Source organism: Ihubacter sp. rT4E-8 (assembly GCF_049852125.1).
Classification (GTDB): Bacteria; Bacillota; Clostridia; order Peptostreptococcales; family Anaerovoracaceae; genus Senimuribacter.
Window position 1 is genome coordinate 1948836 of sequence record NZ_CP187532.1, and the last position, 20332, is coordinate 1969167.

The 20332-nt window shown below is 44.3% G+C and carries 25 protein-coding genes; 3 read left to right on the forward strand and 22 right to left on the reverse strand.

Translation table 11 applies throughout. The annotated features are described in order from the left end of the window. Positions 1–17 precede the first annotated feature (17 nt). Genes ACPW7J_RS09760 through ACPW7J_RS09785 form a run of 6 tightly spaced genes read right to left on the reverse strand, consistent with a single transcriptional unit; the run spans position 18 to position 4369 of the window. Positions 18–671: a phosphatase PAP2 family protein gene (locus tag ACPW7J_RS09760; protein ID WP_425755143.1), complete on the reverse strand. Its 654-nt coding sequence runs from the start codon at positions 669–671 to the stop codon at positions 18–20. Then, positions 668–1564: a diacylglycerol/lipid kinase family protein gene (locus tag ACPW7J_RS09765; protein ID WP_425755144.1), complete on the reverse strand. Its 897-nt coding sequence runs from the start codon at positions 1562–1564 to the stop codon at positions 668–670. The genes ACPW7J_RS09760 and ACPW7J_RS09765 overlap by 4 nt, the downstream gene beginning before the upstream one ends. 26 nt (positions 1565–1590) lie before the next feature. After that, on the reverse strand, positions 1591–2322 hold the full coding sequence (locus ACPW7J_RS09770; protein ID WP_161874931.1) for a DUF1287 domain-containing protein: 732 nt from the start codon (positions 2320–2322) through the stop codon (positions 1591–1593). Positions 2323–2344: 22 nt separating this feature from the next. After that, positions 2345–3184, reverse strand: a complete 840-nt coding sequence (locus ACPW7J_RS09775; protein ID WP_161874930.1) for a YihY/virulence factor BrkB family protein — start codon at positions 3182–3184, stop codon at positions 2345–2347. A 2-nt stretch (positions 3185–3186) separates the two neighbouring features. Next, complete coding sequence (locus ACPW7J_RS09780) at positions 3187–3786, reverse strand: XTP/dITP diphosphatase (RefSeq protein ID WP_161874929.1); 600 nt, start codon at positions 3784–3786, stop codon at positions 3187–3189. A 40-nt stretch (positions 3787–3826) separates the two neighbouring features. Then, positions 3827–4369: a manganese efflux pump MntP family protein gene (locus ACPW7J_RS09785; protein WP_161874928.1), complete on the reverse strand. Its 543-nt coding sequence runs from the start codon at positions 4367–4369 to the stop codon at positions 3827–3829. Positions 4370–4537: 168 nt separating this feature from the next. Here ACPW7J_RS09785 and ACPW7J_RS09790 point away from each other — a divergent pair, with 168 nt between their 5' ends. Next, on the forward strand, positions 4538–5449 hold the full coding sequence (locus ACPW7J_RS09790) for a D-2-hydroxyacid dehydrogenase (RefSeq protein ID WP_161874927.1): 912 nt from the start codon (positions 4538–4540) through the stop codon (positions 5447–5449). A gap of 96 nt (positions 5450–5545) precedes the next feature. Here ACPW7J_RS09790 and ACPW7J_RS09795 read toward each other — a convergent pair whose 3' ends face one another. Beyond that, complete coding sequence (locus ACPW7J_RS09795; RefSeq protein ID WP_161874926.1) at positions 5546–6523, reverse strand: alpha-hydroxy-acid oxidizing protein; 978 nt, start codon at positions 6521–6523, stop codon at positions 5546–5548. Between the two features lie 47 nt (positions 6524–6570). Then, positions 6571–7536, reverse strand: a complete 966-nt coding sequence (locus ACPW7J_RS09800; RefSeq protein ID WP_161874925.1) for a cation transporter — start codon at positions 7534–7536, stop codon at positions 6571–6573. A gap of 187 nt (positions 7537–7723) precedes the next feature. On the opposite strand from ACPW7J_RS09800, the gene ACPW7J_RS09805 reads away from it, so the two are divergent. After that, positions 7724–8662 carry an AEC family transporter gene (locus tag ACPW7J_RS09805; RefSeq protein WP_161874924.1) on the forward strand — a complete coding sequence of 313 codons (939 nt, stop codon included), beginning with the start codon at positions 7724–7726 and terminating at the stop codon, positions 8660–8662. Between the two features lie 233 nt (positions 8663–8895). Here the strand turns inward: ACPW7J_RS09805 and ACPW7J_RS09810 are convergent, their stop codons facing one another. Genes ACPW7J_RS09810 through ACPW7J_RS09830 form a run of 5 tightly spaced genes read right to left on the reverse strand, consistent with a single transcriptional unit; the run spans position 8896 to position 12059 of the window. Next, positions 8896–9048, reverse strand: a complete 153-nt coding sequence (locus tag ACPW7J_RS09810; RefSeq protein ID WP_161874923.1) for a FeoB-associated Cys-rich membrane protein — start codon at positions 9046–9048, stop codon at positions 8896–8898. Positions 9049–9073: 25 nt separating this feature from the next. Further along, positions 9074–11245: a ferrous iron transport protein B gene (feoB, locus tag ACPW7J_RS09815; protein ID WP_425755145.1), complete on the reverse strand. Its 2172-nt coding sequence runs from the start codon at positions 11243–11245 to the stop codon at positions 9074–9076. Between the two features lie 22 nt (positions 11246–11267). Next, entirely contained in the window at positions 11268–11489 is a 222-nt protein-coding gene (locus ACPW7J_RS09820; protein ID WP_161874921.1) for a FeoA family protein, read from the reverse strand. A gap of 23 nt (positions 11490–11512) precedes the next feature. Next, entirely contained in the window at positions 11513–11728 is a 216-nt protein-coding gene (locus tag ACPW7J_RS09825) for a FeoA family protein (protein WP_424959685.1), read from the reverse strand. Positions 11729–11759: 31 nt separating this feature from the next. Then, the gene (locus tag ACPW7J_RS09830; RefSeq protein WP_161874920.1) at positions 11760–12059 is read right to left on the reverse strand and encodes a DUF2325 domain-containing protein; all 300 of its coding nucleotides are present in this window, start codon (positions 12057–12059) and stop codon (positions 11760–11762) included. A 173-nt stretch (positions 12060–12232) separates the two neighbouring features. Here ACPW7J_RS09830 and ACPW7J_RS09835 point away from each other — a divergent pair, with 173 nt between their 5' ends. Then, the gene (locus tag ACPW7J_RS09835) at positions 12233–12604 is read left to right on the forward strand and encodes a metal-dependent transcriptional regulator (protein WP_161874919.1); all 372 of its coding nucleotides are present in this window, start codon (positions 12233–12235) and stop codon (positions 12602–12604) included. 46 nt (positions 12605–12650) lie between these two features. Here ACPW7J_RS09835 and ACPW7J_RS09840 read toward each other — a convergent pair whose 3' ends face one another. The 9 genes from ACPW7J_RS09840 to ACPW7J_RS09880 form a co-directional block, all read right to left on the reverse strand. Next, entirely contained in the window at positions 12651–13361 is a 711-nt protein-coding gene (locus tag ACPW7J_RS09840; RefSeq protein ID WP_425755146.1) for a hypothetical protein, read from the reverse strand. Further along, complete coding sequence (locus ACPW7J_RS09845) at positions 13358–14623, reverse strand: WG repeat-containing protein (protein WP_425755147.1); 1266 nt, start codon at positions 14621–14623, stop codon at positions 13358–13360. The genes ACPW7J_RS09840 and ACPW7J_RS09845 overlap by 4 nt, the downstream gene beginning before the upstream one ends. A gap of 33 nt (positions 14624–14656) precedes the next feature. Beyond that, the gene (locus tag ACPW7J_RS09850; RefSeq protein WP_425755148.1) at positions 14657–15394 is read right to left on the reverse strand and encodes a hypothetical protein; all 738 of its coding nucleotides are present in this window, start codon (positions 15392–15394) and stop codon (positions 14657–14659) included. Continuing rightward, the gene (locus ACPW7J_RS09855; RefSeq protein ID WP_161874915.1) at positions 15387–16649 is read right to left on the reverse strand and encodes a WG repeat-containing protein; all 1263 of its coding nucleotides are present in this window, start codon (positions 16647–16649) and stop codon (positions 15387–15389) included. Before ACPW7J_RS09855 ends, ACPW7J_RS09850 begins: the two co-directional genes overlap by 8 nt. A gap of 11 nt (positions 16650–16660) precedes the next feature. Further along, the gene (locus ACPW7J_RS09860) at positions 16661–17383 is read right to left on the reverse strand and encodes an ABC transporter ATP-binding protein (RefSeq protein ID WP_161874914.1); all 723 of its coding nucleotides are present in this window, start codon (positions 17381–17383) and stop codon (positions 16661–16663) included. Between the two features lie 11 nt (positions 17384–17394). Beyond that, positions 17395–17781 (reverse strand): GntR family transcriptional regulator, encoded by a 387-nt coding sequence (locus ACPW7J_RS09865; protein WP_425755149.1) that lies wholly within the window; start codon positions 17779–17781, stop codon positions 17395–17397. A 144-nt stretch (positions 17782–17925) separates the two neighbouring features. Beyond that, positions 17926–18921 carry a hypothetical protein gene (locus ACPW7J_RS09870; protein WP_425755150.1) on the reverse strand — a complete coding sequence of 332 codons (996 nt, stop codon included), beginning with the start codon at positions 18919–18921 and terminating at the stop codon, positions 17926–17928. Between the two features lie 10 nt (positions 18922–18931). Further along, positions 18932–19759 carry a P-loop NTPase gene (locus ACPW7J_RS09875; RefSeq protein ID WP_425755151.1) on the reverse strand — a complete coding sequence of 276 codons (828 nt, stop codon included), beginning with the start codon at positions 19757–19759 and terminating at the stop codon, positions 18932–18934. Positions 19760–19790: 31 nt separating this feature from the next. Next, on the reverse strand, positions 19791–20228 hold the full coding sequence (locus ACPW7J_RS09880) for a 4Fe-4S dicluster domain-containing protein (protein ID WP_161874910.1): 438 nt from the start codon (positions 20226–20228) through the stop codon (positions 19791–19793). Positions 20229–20332 lie beyond the last annotated feature (104 nt).

The following is a 20332-nucleotide window of genomic DNA, read 5'->3' on the forward strand; positions in this document are numbered from 1 at the left end:
TGATTTCTTAAGATTTCTTAAGAATCCTCATTTTCATTTATTATATTTTTTCTCAATATTGCATAAATAGTCACACCAAGAACAACCGAAGCTGCCACATCCAATGCCGAATGCTGTTTGACAAAACAAGTTGCAGCGCAGATCAACGTAGCCAAAATCCAAGTAAAGACTTTGACAGAGACCCTCTGCACTTTCTTACTGGCGCTGATTGCCATAGCCGCGAAAATTGCTCCCAGAGCATGCATGCTCGGTATGACGTTGGTATTGGTATCAGCAGCATAGACGAATCGAACCAGATCAACGAAGACGTTATCTCTCTCAAATATCTCCGGACGTAAATCCTGTCCATTGGGAAAAACAATGCACAGCAAAATACTCAAGGAAAATCCGCATATAATGCAATACATATATAGCCGAAATACCGGTATATCCTGTATAAGAAGCCAAATTCCCACCACAAATAACAAGATATACCACAAATAATACGGCACAATGAAATATTCACAAAACGGTATCAAGTCATCCAAAGGGCAATATGATACCCAATATTCCGCCGTCTCAGGAACTAAATATTCCATTGCGAAGAAACTGATCAAATAAACCGGCACATATAATATCAATAATAAATGACGGTATTTTTTTACCTCTATCTCCCTTCCCCTTATCTTCATTTTCGTCTTTCCGTCCTTACCAGCCGAATAGCATTCTGTAGATTTTGTATCTGAATCGTTTCACTCCCTTGCTGATACTCTCCGTCTAAAGTCCAAGGCATAGACGGATCCGCGGTGACCTCCAAATGGCTACTGCTAAAAAATGAAATCATCGGAGAATGGAAATTCTGCGTTGCTATGGCGAGAATAATCTGATTTAATTCCAGGATATTAGAAGGAGACTTGACTAGCAGCACTTCAAACTTTCCGTCGTTCATATCCACAAGATCGTCAGATAAGGTCAAAATTCCGCCTACAGAAGTAGAGTTGCAGACTGCGCCAAAGAGATACTCTCCGCCATATACGCCCTGCTCCATCTTCATCCAAACCTTCATCGGCCTGATAGATGGAATATCCTTGATCCCTTCCAGAATATACGCCACATGACCTAAAATATTTTTAATAGATTGAGGCGCCTCATAGGATGCCTGTGTAAACGCCCCAAAGGAAGCGACATAGGAAAAATATCTTCCATTAAAGCAGCCTACATCTAAATGCTTTGGCTCGCCTGCTACAATATCCCTGGCCGCCTGTACTACATCTGTGGACAGATGCATACTGTCAGCAAAGTCATTTGTGCTTCCGGCGGGAATATAACCGATCGGCACATCAGCCTTTGCCTCTAAGATACCTGCAATAACTTCATTAAAGGTACCATCTCCGCCGATACATACTACCATATCGAAATCCGCCGCCCTTTCTCTGGCAATAACCGTACCGTCTCCTGATTCCATAGTAGTCTTCACTACCGTCTCAAAACCCGCTTCACAAAATACTTGTATAATCTCGACAAAATATTTATTCGCCTGCTTCGTGCCCGCGCACGGATTTAAAATAATCAATACCTTTTTCATCAATCCCGTTTTCCTTTCTTAATTCATTATTCTACATTTATTTCTAAGTATATATCCTCTCTTTCTGTATCTTCAGACTGATTTACTTTAATTTTCTTGCCGCTTGCAAGAGGCCATCGAAAATGTCCGGAGATTACCATGCCGTCGGAAGCAAAAATCCTGTCTTCCTCTGCCGCGGGGTCCTTGCCATGTTGAATGATAAACGGTCTGCCCCAGATATTATAGCGTCTTGATACGATCGCTACATGACTGGATTCAAAAGTAACAATGTCCCCCGGCTGCCACGCCATAATGTCATCAACATCATTCGTCAGTACGATAGCGTTACGCCGCAAAAACCTCTCCATCTGCGGTACCAGGCGAAAATCAATATTGGGATCTTGTACTGCAATGATATCCTCATAATAATAGAAACTCTCTCCAATTTCCTCATCCATCAGCAGCTTCAGATCCACACCGATGCTTTCCAATGCCTTCCACACCACATCTGTACATACGCCTATATTATCCGGGGGATAAGCATTGGAAAAATACTGATCATCATAGCGCAGTTCTCGATTGCTTATGTACTCCCTTGCAGCAGACATCATCTTTCTGCCCTGCAGCTGCTGCGTTCGAAGTATATCGACCGCCATTGAATCGCCATCGCTGCCGCAGCTGTGTAGCAGAAACGTGATTCCGCCTACCAGCAAACAAATCAAAACAAAAACAATAACGAAAAATCTCGGCCTTATCCTGTATCTTTTCTTTCCTCTCATGGACGCTTGTCCTCCATCTTTTCTAACTTAAATATCCACACGCTCCATCTCCATCCCTGGTGTCTCTCCAAACCTTATTAAACAGAATGCCGAGACAGAGTACCCACGCGAGAAAATAGAACCACATCAGCAAAGCAGCAATATTTGCCAAAGAACCATATATAATGTCATAATTAGCAGTGTAATCCGCATAATTAGAATAGACGATCGTCACAACCAACATGCCTATCGCCCCGAAAATACTGCCGGGTACAATTTCGCGAAAGCTCAGCTTTTCATTGGGCAGCACGTAATAGTTATACGAAACCATGAGAAAATACAGTGTTCCCGCGAGCGGCCACCGCAAAAACGTCCATAAGCTGTCGATCACAGAGCCTACGATAATCTTTCCAAAAACCAATTTCAAAATCGCCTCGCCATAAACCGGTATAATGATAACAAAAGCCAAAGTAAATACAGTCATTGCCATGGTACGAAAGGAGCGGAATCTCTCACGCCAGAAATTTCCCGTAGTCTTGCCTCCTGAATACGTATAATTGGCAATCCGCATCATAGAAAACTGCGCTCTGGATGCAGCCCACAGCGCTGTAATAATCATAACGATATTAGAGGTTGTCGCCGGCCTGTTCTTCAGCAATCCCCGTAAAGTGTCCGCCATAGACGGCGAAACGTATTTGACAATCCATTCGTTAATAATATCAATAGAGATATCCAAAAGACCCAGCAGCCGAGACAGAACGATCAAGGTCGGGACCAAAGATAGCATGATGTAAAACGACATCTGCGCCGCAAAGCCCTGATAATACGGATCCTGCAGTTGTTTGAACCCCAGTATGGTCATCCTGGCAAATCTGCTTTTCATTCCTAAGCATTCCTTTCCGCAAGGAGTTTCTCCAGCTGTAACAGCGCTTTGGCCCGATGACTGATCTCATTCTTCTCCTCCGAATCAAACTGAGCGAAGGTTCTCTGAAAACCGTCAGGTACAAAGAGAGGATCATATCCGAAGCCATTCTCGCCTACCGGCGTGTCAATAATATGGCCTTCACATTCTCCTCTTGCAACCAGAGTTTCTCCATCAGGATAAATCATGGTAATGACAGAGACAAACTTCGCACGCCGCTCCTTGTACGGCACGCCTTCCAGCAAACTCAGCAGCTTCTGGTTGTTCTTTTCATCACCAGCGTCTTCGCCAGCAAACCGGGCAGAATACACGCCAGGCGCGCCGCCCAAATATTCTACCATCAATCCGGAATCATCCGCAATGGTTACCTTTCCGCACATCTTCATAATTTCGTTGGCCTTCTTAAAGGAGTTTTCTTCAAAGGTGTCTCCGTCCTCCTCAATCTCCTCAGTAGGTAATCCCGCCTCGTCCCGGGAAATAACCTCCATGCCGAACTTTCTCGTTATAGCCTCAATCTCTGCAATCTTATGCGCGTTTCTTGAAGCTGCTATGATGGTTTCCATGTTTTTTTCCTTCCTAAATTAAATTCGTCTTTATGTATGATCAAAGCGCTTTCAGCCCAATGATAACCAATATCAGACCACCGGCAAGCTCAGCCCTATTACCCAACGCCTCGCCAAACCTTTGTCCGATCAAAAGCGCGACCGCTACCATAACGGCAGTAATCACGGTAATTAAACAAGCCGCGGGTAAAATATCGGCCTGTACTGCGCAAAAGGCCACGCCTACGGCAAACGCGTCGATACTGGTAGCAAATGCCTGCAGAATCAAAATCCTCATCGTCAGCCGTTTTTCAACAGAAGCTGCCTCGCCGTTCTGCAAACCTTCCCTGATCATATTGCCGCCAATTAAAGAGAGAATTAAGCAAATGACAATGCCGCTGTATTTGATAATGATACTTGCCAGCAATATTCCCGCAAAATAGCCAGCTATAGGCATCGCTCCCTGAAAGATACCAAACAGGAAAGGCATTGCTACGTAATCCCTGCCGGGAAGTCTTCTGTACGCCATACCGTTGGTCACGGCTACAGCCACAGCGTCCATAGCCAAACCCACGCCAATAACTGCTGTTTCAACAATCCCCATAAATACCCCATCCAAAATATATTAAGTCTAAGTATATCATTTTCTGCTCTCTTTCGCAAGTTTCATGGCAAAGAAAACCATTTTATCTGCAAAAGAAAAAAGTTTATCCGTGCAAAAATGTATGCTATACTATAAATATTATTATGTGATAAGGAGCTTGTATTAACAATGAAATTTACAATTTTAGATGCTTTTTCTATCAATTTAGGCGATCTTTCCTGGGATCCTATTTCAGAGCTCTGTGATTTTCACCCTTATGATAGAACAGAGAGTCATCAAATCTCAGACCATATTACAGGATGCGACGGTTTTTTTGTCAGCAAATGCTCCATCACCCGTCAAATTATGGAGGCCTGTCCAACTTTAAAATTCATCGGTGTAACGGCTACCGGTTATGACAATGTAGACATCCAAGCGGCAAAAGACCTGGGCATCGCAGTCTGTAACGTACCCGCCTATTCCACGGAAGCTGTAGCGCAGCACGCTTTCGCGCTCATTCTTGAGCTGTCCAATAGAGCAGGCAGCTATAATGAAAGTATACAGCGAGGAAAATGGTACGAAACCAAAGATTTTACTTTTATTGAAGATCCTCTGACCCTTTTAGATGGAAAATCCCTGGGTATTATCGGTTACGGCAACATTGGAAAAAGAGTTGCCCGCATCGGAGAAGCCTTCGGTATGAAGATAAATATCTATAGTCAAAACAAAAAAGCCGCCATGGAATCCGATTTCCTGACGCTCCACTGTCCCCTGACGACGGAAAACAAAGGCTTTGTCAACACCAACTTCATCAATCAAATGAAAGACGGCGCAATCCTCATCAATACCGCCAGAGGCGCTCTGATAAATGAACCCGATCTGGCCGACGCTCTAAAAAGAGGTAAACTGGCAGCGGCGGCAGTGGACGTATTATCCTGCGAACCGCCGAAGATGCCAAATCCACTTATCGGACTGCCTAACTGTATTCTGACTCCCCATATCGCCTGGATGCCTAAAGAAACCCGTCAAAAAGTTATCGATATCTGCGCCGCAAATCTGCAAAGCTGGATGGAAGGCGGCAAGCTGAACCGAATCGTCTGAGGAAGGCACGCCTCTAATTTCAGATCAAACTGAATAACTCAAAAGAGCAGCTCGGTTATAACTCGGCTGCTCCTTCTTTTCATTATGTAGAAAATATTAATAAAATATCATCTCTCTATTGATTTCTTCCAAACTATATGCTCCGCACATAGCCATCGTATCCGCCAGCTGACTGCGAACCATCTCAATCAATTCTTTGACGCCTTCAGCTCCCTTCTGATAGATCGCGTTAACAAACGGCCTTGCCATAATAACCGCGTCAGCGCCTAACGCCAACGCTTTGAATACATCTACGCCGTCGCGAATGCCTCCGTCCACCAAAATCTTCATAGAACCATCTACCGCATCGGCAATTGAAGCCAGAACTTCCGCTGTTGCCGGACACTGATCCAGTACACGGCCGCCGTGGTTGGAAACGACAATTGCTGAAGCGCCTGCCTCCTTCGCTTTTAACGCGGCTTTCGGAGTCATAATTCCTTTTACAATAAACGGTTTTCCCGCCTCCTTAATAATTTCCTTCAGCTCGATTACTGATTTGCTGCCAGCAGGAGGTTGAAAATTCTTTAGAAACGGCAGTCCTGCGGCATCGATATCCATAGCGACCGCAAAAGCGCCGGATGCTCTGACAATTTCCATCTTTTCGGCTATCATGGCTTTATTCCACGGCTTTACTGTAGGAACGCCAAAGCCGCCGGCCTCTTTGATCGCAATCCCTGCCGCTTCCATAACAGCTGGATCCATTCCATCGCCGGTAAATGCCGCTATTCCATTTTCCTTGCACGCGGGAACCAGAACATTATTATACGCCAGATCATCATACTTGTCCCCATAATGCATGTTAACGGCGCCTACCGGCCCGGCAAAAACAGGAGTGGAAAAGCTTCTTCCGAACATGGACAGACTGATATCTATATCCCGTTTTTCAGTCAGAGTATCCATATTGATCCGGATTTCCTTCCATTTATCATAATTCCTCATCGCCGTATCACCAATGCCCTTTGCCCCGGGACCTGGTATCTGATTTTTACATGCCCTGCCGTTGCAGACTGGGCACATCCTGCAATATCCTTCCATATCGTTATCTCCTCTAATCTTTTTCTTTCGTTAATATACATAGTCAGTTATATCAGCAAAAATGCCACGTAGCATGAGAAAATCGCCACGCTGCACACTGCCTGCGTCGTCCTGTTCTTAAAGCGCAGCATGATCCAGAAAAGTGCGGTCGATATCATACCGAACACCATCAAATGAACAACCTGCGCGTCAGGATGCGCGTAAACGCCGCTTCCTACTGACAACAAATCCGCAACCGTAAGAATGATAAAGTTGAATAGATTACTTCCAATTATATTTCCTACCGCAATATTATGATTTTTCATTCGAAACAGTGCGATCGTACTGGTAACCTCCGGCAAAGAGGTAGCGATACCTAAAAATAACGCGCCTGCAAAGCCCTGACCGATGCCAAGTCTTACAGAGATCATGTCAGTCAAATAAGTCATAATAATGCTGAACGCTACGATGCCCACGCTAACTAACAAAAAACGTACTCCAATCTGTTTTACAGCCAGCTGCGTAGATTTCGCCGCATGATAGCCCAACACATCCTCATCAGTGGCAACGTCGCTGGCTACAGCCAGATATTTAGCGCCCAGAGCATAGACCACAAAGATCAACACAGATGTGATGCTCAGGTTCAGAAAACGCAAATTGAGCAAATTCAGGAAGTTGAGAGTAATAAACATATAAATCACAAATACCAATACCGTTACATGACGGTAGCTCCTGGATATCTTTCCTTTGCTAAAGCCTTTAAACCAAAACAGGATCGCAAGAGAAAGCGCCGCAAGATTAAACAGATCGCTTCCCAGAATATTTCCCATGCAAAGACCCGGCCGGTCAAGCAAAACCGTAGCCGAAATGCTGGTAAACAATTCCGGCAGAGACGTTACTGCTGAAAGCATAATGCCGCCGAGAAAAGCTCCCGATAATTTTGTATTTCTATCAAGCAAATTGATATAATCAGACGCCTTAATTGATAAAACCACCACGATAACGGCTGATAAAAAATACTCCAAATAAATCACGTATTCACTCCCTCAAAACTATTCTAATATATTAAATTTATCACACACACCAACTATTGTCAATGAAACCGCGTTTACAATGAACTGAGAATTCGATACAATAACGTTCTTTCCAAAGTCTTCTTTTTTTGTTATACTAATTTCTATGATAAAAGGCACGTACTTAGAATAGGAGATTGACAAAGAAATGCTTACAATGTTTTTAAAGGTTGCCTCCATCTTCTGCATGGTCGCAGTGGGATTCATCGCAAATAAAAAGAATATTCTCCCCATGGAAGCAAACAAATACCTGGTCAATTTGCTGCTGACCATTACCACGCCATGTATGATTATCGGTTCTATGGCGTCAAATACCCTTACACCAGATACCCTTCGTCAGACAATGGAAGTCATCGTCGGCTCTCTGCTTTACTTTATCATCGGCGCTTTTATTTCGCTCGGTCTGACGAAACTGATGCGCTGCCCCATGGAAAACCGCGGCGTACTGATGGTTATCATCACCGCTGTCAATACTGGGTTTATGGGATTTCCTATCACAAAGTCTATCTTCGGAGACGATATGTTTTTTCTAATGGTGATAGAAAATCAAATTCTAACCATCTACTTATACTTCATATCTGTTATTCAAATGAATTACGGTTATAAAAAGGGTGGCAGTCTGAAAAGCATCGTAAAGCCTCTCTGCAATATGTGCACTCTGGCTGCCGTTATCGGCTTTATCATCCTTTTCGGAGGAGTGCAACTACCGCCAGTAGCGCTTGACTTTTTTAACACCATTGGAGACGCTACAATTCCCGTTTCCATGATTGTTGTCGGTATTCAACTAGGCAATAGTAATCTGAAAAAGATCATAAAAAACGGACAATTGATACTCGCGTCTCTGATCAATGTAACTCTGATGCCGTTTCTGACCTTTCTGGCAGTTCACTGGCTGCCTCTGACAAATGCCGGTAAATTGATCCTCGTCTTTGCCGCCGCATTCCCATGTGCAGTTGTCACTGTAGCCGTAGCCTCAAAAGAAGGACGCAACGCGGATCTGATGGCGGAGGGCGTAGCCCTGACCACTTTATTCTCCATGGCCACCCTTCCTATTGCCGCTTTACTTCTCACACATCTTTATTGTTGATCCAACCAAAAAAAATATAACGGCGTTCGCATCCCCTTTTTTACGAACTGCCGTCATATTTTTTCCTAAAAGAAAGGAGGAAAAATGAAGCAAAACTGAATCTTCTCTATTTGCATCTTCATCTTTCATTAGTCATATCTATTTATCATCTTAACACTTTTTTATCGTAGATTCAACCGATTCGCGTAAAATTAAGAATTCTTAAGAAATTCCGAATGATCAATTGTTCTCATTTATTTTTCAGAGCATTCCTTATGGCAGCAGCCACAATCTCCGCCACAGGAACTGCAAGCATTTCCCTCTTTCTTGTTCTTCACGATAGAACGAATCGCTAAGCCTGCGAGAGCCACAATAACCGTCAATACGATAATCGTCGCTGCATTCATAAAACTCACCTCTTTACATTAAATATTAAGCGGCCTTCCGCATATCTAACGTTCCAACGCTGGACAGAGTTTCTTTCTTTGACGCCGGCCGAAGCAGCATATAGAGCAAAAATGCCAGAACTAAGATAGCCGCGGCCGTTCCAACAGTAAAACTGCCGCCCGCCAACAAAGTCCAGAACTGATATACACACAGTGAAACAAGATACGCAAAGACTGTCTGATATCCGATAGCAAACCAGAACCATCTGGTATTGTTCATCTCTCTCTTGATTGCGCCCATGGCCGCAAAGCAAGGCGCGCAAAGCAAATTGAATACCAGAAACGCATAAGCCGATGCCGCCGTAAAATCTGCTGCCAGCAAGCTCCAAATTTCATCACCACTTTCCGCAACCTCCGCGAATCCATAGAGAATACCAAAAGTGCCTACTACGTTTTCCTTGGCCACGAGGCCTGTAATAGCAGCTACCGCAGACTTCCAGTTACCGAAGCCAAGAGGTACAAAGAGCCATGCCATCACAGAGCCTAACGATGCCAGCAGTGAAGTATCCTGCTCCAGGACATCCTCTATCATATGAAATCCTCCCCGGAAACTGAAATTAGATAAAAACCAGATGAGAATCGTAGAAAGAAGGATGATCGTGCCGGCCTTTTTAATAAAGGACCAGCCTCTCTCCCACATGCTTCTCAACATAGAACCAGCTGTAGGCATGTGATAAGCCGGAAGCTCCATGACAAAAGGAGCTGGTTCGCCTGCAAACATTTTAAACTTCTTCAAAGCGATGCCACTGATCACAATAGCAGCCACTCCTACAAAATAGGCGCTGGTAGATACCCACGCGCTGCCATCAAACAGCGCGCCCGCAATCAGTCCGACAATCGGCATCTTTGCACCGCAAGGAATAAAGGTAGTGGTCATAATGGTCATTTTCCGATCGCGATCGCTTTCAATCGTTCGCGACGCCATAACACCCGGAACGCCGCAGCCGACCCCTACCAGCATCGGTATAAAAGACTTTCCCGATAAGCCAAAACGGCGAAAAATCCTATCCATGATAAACGCAATTCTGGCCATATATCCGCAGCCCTCCAGAAAAGCCAACAGTAAGAACAGTACCAGCATCTGCGGTACAAATCCTAAAACCGCGCCAACACCAGCCACAATACCGTCTACGATCAGGCCCGTTAACCATGGCGCACAGCCTATACCCTCTAAAAATCCACTGATTGCCGGCGGCGCCACATCGCCAAAAAGCACATCGTTGGTCCAGTCAGTAGCCATCGCGCCCACAGTAGACATGGCAATATAATATACAGCAAACATAATCGCCGCAAAGATCGGTAAAGCCAATATCCTGTTAGTTACAATTCTATCAATTTTATCAGAAAGGGTCAAGTTTTCTCTCCGCTGTTTCTTTTCTATAGTGTTCTCCACCACTTTGCTGATATAAGCATACCGTTGATCGGTTATAATGCTCTCAGCCTCGTCGTCCAGCTCTGCTTCACAATCTTTGATATGCTCCTCCACATGCTTCATTACATTCTCCGGCAGCGAAAGTTCTTTCAAAGCATCCTCATCCCGTTCAAAAATTTTAATAGAAAACCATCTGAGAAAGCCCGCGTCAACAGCATCAGAAATAGATTCCTCAATATGCGCGATGGCGTGCTCTACGCTGCCAGTAAAAACATGGGGCATGTCGCCGGTTTTATGATTTTTAGCCAGCTCCAGAGCCTTTTTTGCTGCTTCCTGGCAGCCTTCGCCTTTCAACGCGCTGATAGGCATAACCTGGCAGCCCAATTCCCTGCCTAATCTCGCGAGGTCTACTCTGTCGCCGTTCTTTCTGACGAGATCCATCATGTTCACGCAGACAAGCACAGGAATTCCCAATTCTATCAGTTGTGTTGTCAGATATAAATTTCTTTCAATATTAGAACCGTCAATGATATTAAGAATAGCATCCGGCTTCTCACTGACCAAATACCTTCTTGCCACAACCTCCTCCAGGGTATACGGCGATAACGAATAAATTCCTGGTAAATCCTGTATAATTACTTCTCTCTGTCCTTTCAGTTTTCCATCCTTCTTTTCCACTGTTACCCCCGGCCAGTTACCTACATACTGGGAACTCCCCGTCAGTTGATTAAACAGAGTCGTCTTACCACAGTTGGGATTACCTGCTAAAGCAATCTTATATTGCATCTTTCTACTACCTCTCTTTCTACTATTCTACATCGATCATCTCTGCATCAGCTTTTCTGATAGAAAGCTCATAGCCGCGTACAGTCAGCTCCATAGGATCCCCTAGCGGAGCCACCTTTCTCACATATATTTCAACACCCTTCGTAATCCCCATATCCATAATTCTTCGCTTCACAGGGCCGCTTCCATTAATCCGTACCACTGATGCGCTCTGACCTACCTTGATTTCTTTCAACGTACTCATTTTAACCTCCACGCTATTCTTCTTCAAAACATGATTCTCGCAGACATCGCCTTGCCCAACGCGATCCTGCTGTCTTTTACCTGTAAAATGATATTGCCGCCTGCCTCGTTCACTACGGTAACCTTTTCATCTACCACAAATCCTAATTCCGCCATATGCTGACGAATCTCTGGTTTGCCAGTAATCTTCCTGATCGTTACTGTCTCTCCGGGCTTTGCCATTGACAAAGGTATCATCATAATTCCTCCTTTTTCCGTAGGTTAGTATAAGCTAACCTCGTTGTTCTAAAATACCAGTCCTCGTCTTCAGCACTTCAGCCAAAGCCGTTCCGCTGCTGCTGTGACAATGTTCGATCGGAAAACCGCCTCGCTGAGATTCCTGCTTACAAACATTTGCCATCTTATGAGAAACCGTCCCGGTAAAACAAATCAGCAGATCAGGCGTTCCAATCTTTTTCTTCATAGCGCCTCTTTCCTTCGTATACACTTTAGCTCTGCATCCAAAAGTCCGGCATATTTCTTCATATTGCCGTCTCATACGTTCATTGCCGCCTATAATTACTACGCTCACTCGTGCACCTCCTTCTGCTTCCGCTATCATGCTATAAATGTTCTCTATGCAGTTAGTCTCCGCTAACTCGTGCATTTATAGGTTAGCATAAGCTAACTTCCTTGTCAACCCCTTTTTTCTATGTTACAATAATTCTTACATGACAATTACCCCAGAAACAGGAGGATAGAAAAATGCAAATCAGACAATCTGCAGAAGATTACTTTGAAATGATATATATGTTGAAGAAAAAAAACGGTTCTGTCCGCGCCATCGATATCGTCAATGAAATGGGCTTCTCCAAGCCGACCGTCAGCGTCGCCATGAAAAAATTTCGAGAAAACGGCTTTGTTACTGTAGACGCGGACGGCAACATCTCTCTAACTGAAACAGGTCAGGCTATAGCAGAAAAAACTTATGAAAAGCACATGGTGCTGGCTCGCATGCTCATGATACTCGGCGTAAATGAACGAACGGCCTATGAAGACGCCTGCCGCATAGAGCACTGTCTCAGCGATGAAAGCTTTGACGCTATCAAAAAGCACATGGCCGAAGCACACCAATAACCAGATATACGGTTTAGGAAATTTTGATGTTTTAAATCAAAATTTCCTAAACCAAATCATATTTCCGTTCCAACAGTCCTACAGACAGCCTGTATAACATCCCGTCCGCAAAAAGAACTGTCAAATCCACAGCTATTCGAAGCCAAAATCCTCCGGCTCCCAGTGTTTGCGCCCATTTCATCATCCAAAATATTCCGCTCAAAATCACACCGTAAATAATTGCAGAAAAAAGCATCGCGAATACCGTCATGCCGCGCTTTCTCTTGCCTGTAAACATACGTCCAAAATATAATTCTACCGTCACGATCAGCAAACAAAACGCGGTTATATAAATAAACGGCGAAATTACATTCCAACCGGCGCTGACTCCTACCTGCCATGGCGCCATCCCTGCAATCTGCTGCACATCCACATCAGACGCCAAATAATCCGCCAGACCAGAAATCCCCTTAGGAAGTAAGATCAGCCCCACACCACTTCCCACGCTCATCAGCCAGAGAATACCAAACCAGAAAAGGAATGTCACCGTCTTTCCCCGTACTAAATCTCCCGCAGTAAAAGGCAGTGTCATTAACATCTCCGCATCGTCTCCAAACAAAGTCTTTCCATATAATTTATACAGTCCATGTCCCATGATCAGTACCACGCCAATCACCATCATCGGCCAGAGCATCATCCCCAAAGCCAATACTGCGATTGATCCGCCAATATGACCTGCTAACATTTCCACATGTACCTGCACAGACTTCATCGTCACTTTTCTGTTCCCCCTTTCAATTGCAGCACGCCGAATTTTTCTCCTCGAATCACTACGACTCTTCCTTTTGCCGCCAGATAAATTTGTTCAAAGACAGGCTCAACAATCCATTTCCCTGTTTCGTCCACAACGCCGCACTTTTTCCCATCAAAGATCACAGCATGTCCATCTCGAAAAGCAGATTTCCATCCAATGGAAAACTGTTCCAATTCTGTGGCCTTTTCCGTCAAAGACTTCTCAAATAGTATGTGTCCTTCTCTGTCAATGCAGTACGCCTTTCCTCCAGAAGTATAAACAATACCTTTTCCTTCGGAAAAATCAGAGACCAGACTGGCATTAACCGTCTCGACGACCTGCTTCCCCTTTTTATCAAAATAGCCTCTCGGCAAAGGCTCGTTGCTGTTTAAATTCCCCTCAACATTGCATTCCTGCTTAACGCCGTAAAAAAGTCCTTCCGTCAGGTTAGCGGAATAATACGTTTCCTCGTCAAAAACCGCGCCATTCATGGTAATATTCATATCTTCATCCAGAAATACGGTTCCTGAGCTAAAACCGGTAAAGTTATCACTATATGCCGCCTGTATGACAGCCTTATACCATCCTTCGCTCCAACGGGCAATTTCAGTGCAAGACAATGGCAATAGGTCAATCTTTCCGGTCTCCATGTCATATACTTTATCAAAAACATTGATTCGACTATTGCCAACAGCCACATAGCGGTTATCAATTCCCGCAAGCTTCTGTCCCGGTAATGTTAAAATCACATTGCCCTGCAGATCCGTCAGCTTGTATTCGGCAGTCTCCCCATAATGATTAACGAGTACCGCGTAATTATCTGACAGAGACTCTACATACATATATTCCGTATCCTTATTTTTAAAGAAAACATCTCCTTCTGCATCCGTGAAAGTTCGCTGATCACCCGAATCAGAACGCATAATTCCTGTCTTCTGATCACCTACGTAATCGTCAAAGACACTAAAATTTGACGACGCCAATATTCCTCGAAGACTTGCCAGCTTCTTCGCTCTATCCGCCGGATCGTCACCGCCTGCATTCGTATGAAAATACTTATCAGAATATGTAGAAATTATGTAGTTTTCAGTCAGCGGCAATTCCCAATGGAATCCGCGCAGATAAGCCATTTCTTTTTCCTGTCCCGCGGCTGCTCGCCAACCGGCCATTCCGCAAATTACCGCCAAGGCCATAATGGCCGCGGCAAGGGCTATACACATGATCTGATACTTTTTGTCCTTTTTCATCAGTTCTATCCTCCTTCCCCTATTTCTTCAAATTCACCTTCCATAAGCTTTTTCCAGATTTTCTCGGCAAATAAAGTAAAGAACAATTCCTGTCGCGACCAGAAACAAATATTTTCCAATCACGAATAAAAAAGCGCTTGTTCCGCTTAATGCCAATAAATTCACCAGATATCCGCCGCCTAACAAAATTACGCTCATAAGCAATGCAGCGAAAACAATACAGGGAAAGTCCCCGATCTTTACCGTCAGCCGTCCTGTAAATCTATGAATCAGGTTTTGCGCCAGCACCATATACATGCAGTAAGAAAATTGGATAATCATGATTCCTACAAAGCTTAAACCGGCTAAGATGCCCATCTGCACAGGCGTTAACCCTGATCCCACCTGTTTTTCTATGAGCTGAACAAAGAAAGTCTGATCTATAAAACTGTTTTCCCTAAAAAACAGAATGCCTGTTGGCAGTAAAAATGCTATCGCTAAAATCAATTCCCAGACTACCATGGCCAAAGCCTTTCCTATAAGCATATCTCTCGGCGATATAGGCAGCATTTGATAGATTTCAGCCCCTTCCCCATAAAGACTCCTTCCAAAGATCTTATGAAGCACCTTGTATCCGCAAACAATTATACCGATCATAGGTATGAAATACAAAAACATGAACAGGATTGGTGAGAAAACTAACGTCAGTCCAAGCATAACCATCAGCACAGCCGATACTCTCATCTCATTCTTAATCATATCCACATGCAAATTCAGTGATTTCTCAATCATACATCTCACCCGCCTTCATGATGCCGGTCTTACCATCAATCTTCATTAGAATCATATCAGCTCCTGCGAATTCAATGAAATCAAAAACCGGTTCTATAATCCAGTCTCCCTCATCATCGATAATACCAAACTTCTTTCCGTCAAAGTATACCGCTGATCCATCTCTGTACCAGCAACCCGAAACATCATAATTATTTTCAAAATCATAGTAGGACATATCTTCGAAAAGGCTTTCGTCCAAAGGAACTGTCAGTGTCTTCTCAAAGAGCCTCCGGCCTTCCTTATCAATAACATGGACCTTATCCTTTTCCCAGATCATCGCTTTTCCTTCTGAAAATTTCCCGCCATATAGAACACTCGTCAATCTGATCCTTATTTTGCCGTTACGGTCAATATATCCGCTGCATTCCTTACCGTTTTCCGTCCACTTGGCATAACACAATCCCTCACTGAATCGATTGACCCATTTATATGAAACCTCCTCGCTTATCAGATCAAAATTCTCATCCATTAAAAAATACTGATCATTTCCAGCATCGTCGTAACAACTGAACGCATACCGTTTCTCTCCCAGACCGAAAATATGCTGGCCGTTTCGCTCATCTTCTAATTCCTTTACAATTTCCCCTTTCTCCGCGTCAAAGATGCGCTGTGGATTTGCATACGTCCGTAATCTTAAGAAAAAATATTTCCCTCGAATTTGCTCTACCTCAGAATACCACTCTGGCCATTTATCTGATTCTTCGGTATCATAAAGAATATTCCCCTTGCTGTCGATAGGCGCCTCTATTTTTTGCTTACTATTCTTAGTTTCAGTCTCTACCACTGCATATCCGTCCTGAAACTCATGAGCAGTCACAAACCTGGCCGGAATTTTCACGTTGCCCTGATAGTCTACATATCCCTGCTTTCCGTCTGCATCCTGATAAACCAGCATTCCACCGCCAACGCTGTCCAGGATTTGCATATCTTCCCGCAACCTTTTTAAAAGCTTACCACGACAATTTATCAATACCTGACGGCCATCCTTAGTCTGCCCTAGGAAAACCTTTTCGTCTTCATCTACCATAGTCAGCCATCCGTAAGTATCCCCCAAAGGCAGATACCACTTCTGATTTTCCAGCTGCTTTATAACAGCTTCTTTAATTTTTGTCTGTTCTTCGCGTTCAATTGCCGCAGTGTAAGTCATAAGACCTGCTCCCACACTGCAGATAATAACTGTCAGGCAAAGCAGTCCATATCCCAATCGTCTCAAACCTGCACCTCCTAAAAGATCTCTTTCATAGCTTCTTCCAGATTGCTTCCATAGTTTTCCCGTACAGCATCACATGACTCATGCATCACCACTTGACCTTCTCGCAATACCACCACAGAATCAAACAAACGCTCGATCTCTGAAATTAAATGCGTCGCCACCAAAATTGTCCCTTTTGAATCAAAGTTTTCCAATATTACATCTAAAACGCTGTCTCGCGCTTTAGCGTCCACCCCGCCCAAAGGTTCATCCAACAAATACAGTCTGGCTTTACGACTCATAGCAAAGCTGATCTGCACTTTGTCGATCATCCCCTTTGACATCTCACGAAACGGCGTTTGCATCCCAATTTCAAAGGCGTCCATCAACCGTTTAAACTGCAGTTGATCAAAATCATCAAAGAACGTTCTGTAGATCTCCTTGATTTCTTCCGCTGTGCGCTTCAGAGAAAACGCCGGCCGATCCGGCAAATAAGACACTTTTGCCTTGCTTTCCGCGCCGGGACGCTGACCGTCGATCAAAACCTCTCCGTCATAATTCGTATATAATCCCGCCAGAATTTTCAACAATGTTGTTTTTCCACTTCCATTCGCACCAAGCAGTCCTATAATACGTCCCTCCGGAATCTTTACATTAACGTCTTTTAACGCTGTCACACTTCCAAAGGCCTTGCAAAGGCCGCAAATTTGTACGATAGGCGGGTTTTCTACCAGTTTCAGTTCCCTTTCTTTCATGATTTTCCCCTTTATACCGCTGTATCTGCGTCAGCATCCTCTACTTCAGCCTCTCGAAAAAAAACTTCAATCTGTTCTCTGGTAAATCCCAGCTCCTTCATTTTTTGCAAAAATTCTCCTACAATTTTCTGTGCCGCATCCCTGCGAACGGTATCAATTACCGCTCTGTTGTGGGTTACGAAACGGCCGCTGGTTCTCTCCGAGATCAGTAATCCCTCTCTCTCAAGCTCCGATAACGCCCGCTGCATGGTATTGGGATTCACACCGAAGTCCTCTGCAAGCTCCCGCACTGTAGCCACCTTAGCTCCAGGCCGCAGCTCACCCGAAACGATGGCTGCTCGAATTCTGTCCATAATCTGCATGTAGATAGGAAGATTCTCATTCAAAGCTTTATCCATCAATAGCCTCCTTTCTCCTTTCGTACTATTGTACTATCTACTTAATACAATAATGCAAGTTTGCATATTTGTCAAGCAAAAATTTATTTATGTCTGCCCATGAAAAAACTGTACCCATATTTCCTACAGGTACAGTTTTGTTTTTTATTTCTTCCACACGTAGCTATACCAGCTTCCGTCTATATAGATATACACTGTGCACTTGCCTTTTCCCGCTTCCTTCGGCAGGTTCGCAATAGCATACGTCATACGTGTTTCGTTTTTTCCAATTGTTTCGCCGGTTTTAATGTTGGCTCGGTTCTTATCGTCAGCAGCTACGCCGCCGATGTATTCCTCTCCATCCTCTGTAACCACAGTAACGCCATAGAAAGAATCCGCGTCACGCTTTTTTCCTGAAAGATTCTTAACCTTTAAATCCAGTACCAACAGCTTTTCTCCGCTGTCACGCGCGGAAAAATATTGATAAAAGTATCCCGGATTTTTCGGCTCAATTTTCTTTGTAAAGCGTTCCTTTTCCAGGGTAATTGAACCAAAACCCTTTACTTTAACCGTCTTATTTCTGACCAGTTCCTTGCAGACCGCCAGCCTTTTCGTGGTATCCACCGGTAAGCTGTAGTTGTACTCCGGATTATCATCATTCTCTGCAAATGACAACTGAAGCGTCGATTCAGGACTGACAGCATCCTCATCTATCTCTGTAATCAAATAGAGATGAATCGTCTTGCCTGCGCCAACCTTCGCTGACCGTTCCAGCTTACTTCCGTTTTCTGTGACAGCTGCCAGAATTGTATTTCCATAGGTTTCCTCGCCTATGACCATTTGAAATCGGCAGATATCCTTAATTTCCATCTTTTCATCTGTCAGATTTTTGACCGTGGCCTCTAAAACGGCGTAAACCTTTCCCCCGTCAGATTCCCAGCCCATGGCATAGCTGCCGGAAAGCGGCGGATAAACTTTTTTTGACACCATTAGATTTATAGGTGTAATCTCTACTCTTTCCAATGCAGTGGTTGATTCACCCATCGTCATAGCAACGTCTTTGTCTCCACAACCGCTGACAAAGAGCATTAAAAACAGAATCATCACGACTGTCAGACTCAGCGTAAATCTTCTCTTGTTCCATTCTTTCTTTCTCATCATGCTGCCTCAATTATTCTTCTGTCAATGCAGCAGCCAGTCGATCCATCTCAGGACTCTGAACATGCTCAATTCGTCCTTCGTCACAAGCCTTTGCCACCTGACTGTCCATAGGCAGTTTTTCTACGCAGGTAATCGCGTATTTCGCCGCAATCTCATCAATATGACTTTCTCCAAAGATCTTATGCTCCTTGCCGCAGTCAGGACATTTGAAATACGACATGTTCTCCACGATACCTAGTACAGGAATATCCATCAGATCCGCCATCTTTACAGCCTTTTCTACGATCATAGAAACCAGATCCTGTGGGGAAGTCACAATGATAATACCGTCTACAGGCAGCGTCTGATACACAGTAAGCGCCACGTCGCCTGTTCCAGGCGGCATGTCTACAAACATCACATCTACATCACCCCAGCAAACATCGCTCCAAAACTGCTGAACAACGCCTCCCAGAATCGGTCCCCTCCATACAACCGGATCTGTTTCATTCTCCAAAAGAAGGTTGATAGACATCGCTTTAATTCCCGTGTCTGTTACTGCCGGCAAAAGCATTTCATCATTACCCATAGCCTTGCCTGTAATACCAAAGGCCTTCGGAATAGATGGGCCAGTGATATCAGCATCCAATACGGCAACGCTCTTGCCCTGTCGCTTCGCCGCAGCCGCCAGCATGGAAGTAACGGACGATTTCCCTACGCCGCCTTTTCCGCTGACAACACCGATTACCTTTCTTACCTCAGACAGATCATTCATCGGCGCTTTTTCAATACCAGGGTTTTCCTGTCTTTCGCTGCAGCTTGCACTGCAAGATCCACAATCATGATTACAATCACTCATAACAATTTTTCTCCTTTTTATTATTTAAGTATTAAGCGTAGAATGGACATGAACCACATTCCGGTCTCCTCGGATGATCCGGATCGCAATAAAGTGGAAAAATTCGCAGATCGTGACTCAACTTATCTCCCATTAGAGATTTCAAGGCTGCGATCTGACAAAGCGTTCCCGCAAACTCTGTTACAGTTCCGGCTTTTATCTTCCGCATGGTCTCACGATAAACCTGAGGCATATCACGTTCATAAAACGCGTCTTTATATTCATAAAACTGTTCAAATTCAGGCAATTCTACTGGGTTGTACACCGGACAATAGAGGATACAATTATTGCATTTCTGACATCCGTCCTCATTCACTGACGGATACTTATATCCTTCTTCCGTTTGCTCCATTTTCACGCAGGCATGTTTGCACCCTACAACACAGGCAGAACAGCCATTACAATTTTTCACTCTGTCTGTCAGCTGCATCCCGCACCTCCTCTCCAATAACGTGTGTAGACATTATACCATAAGCGCTAACCTCTGTCTTCGCCTCCCGGCTCGCCACTCGCTAAGCGCTCTGGGTATCTGTT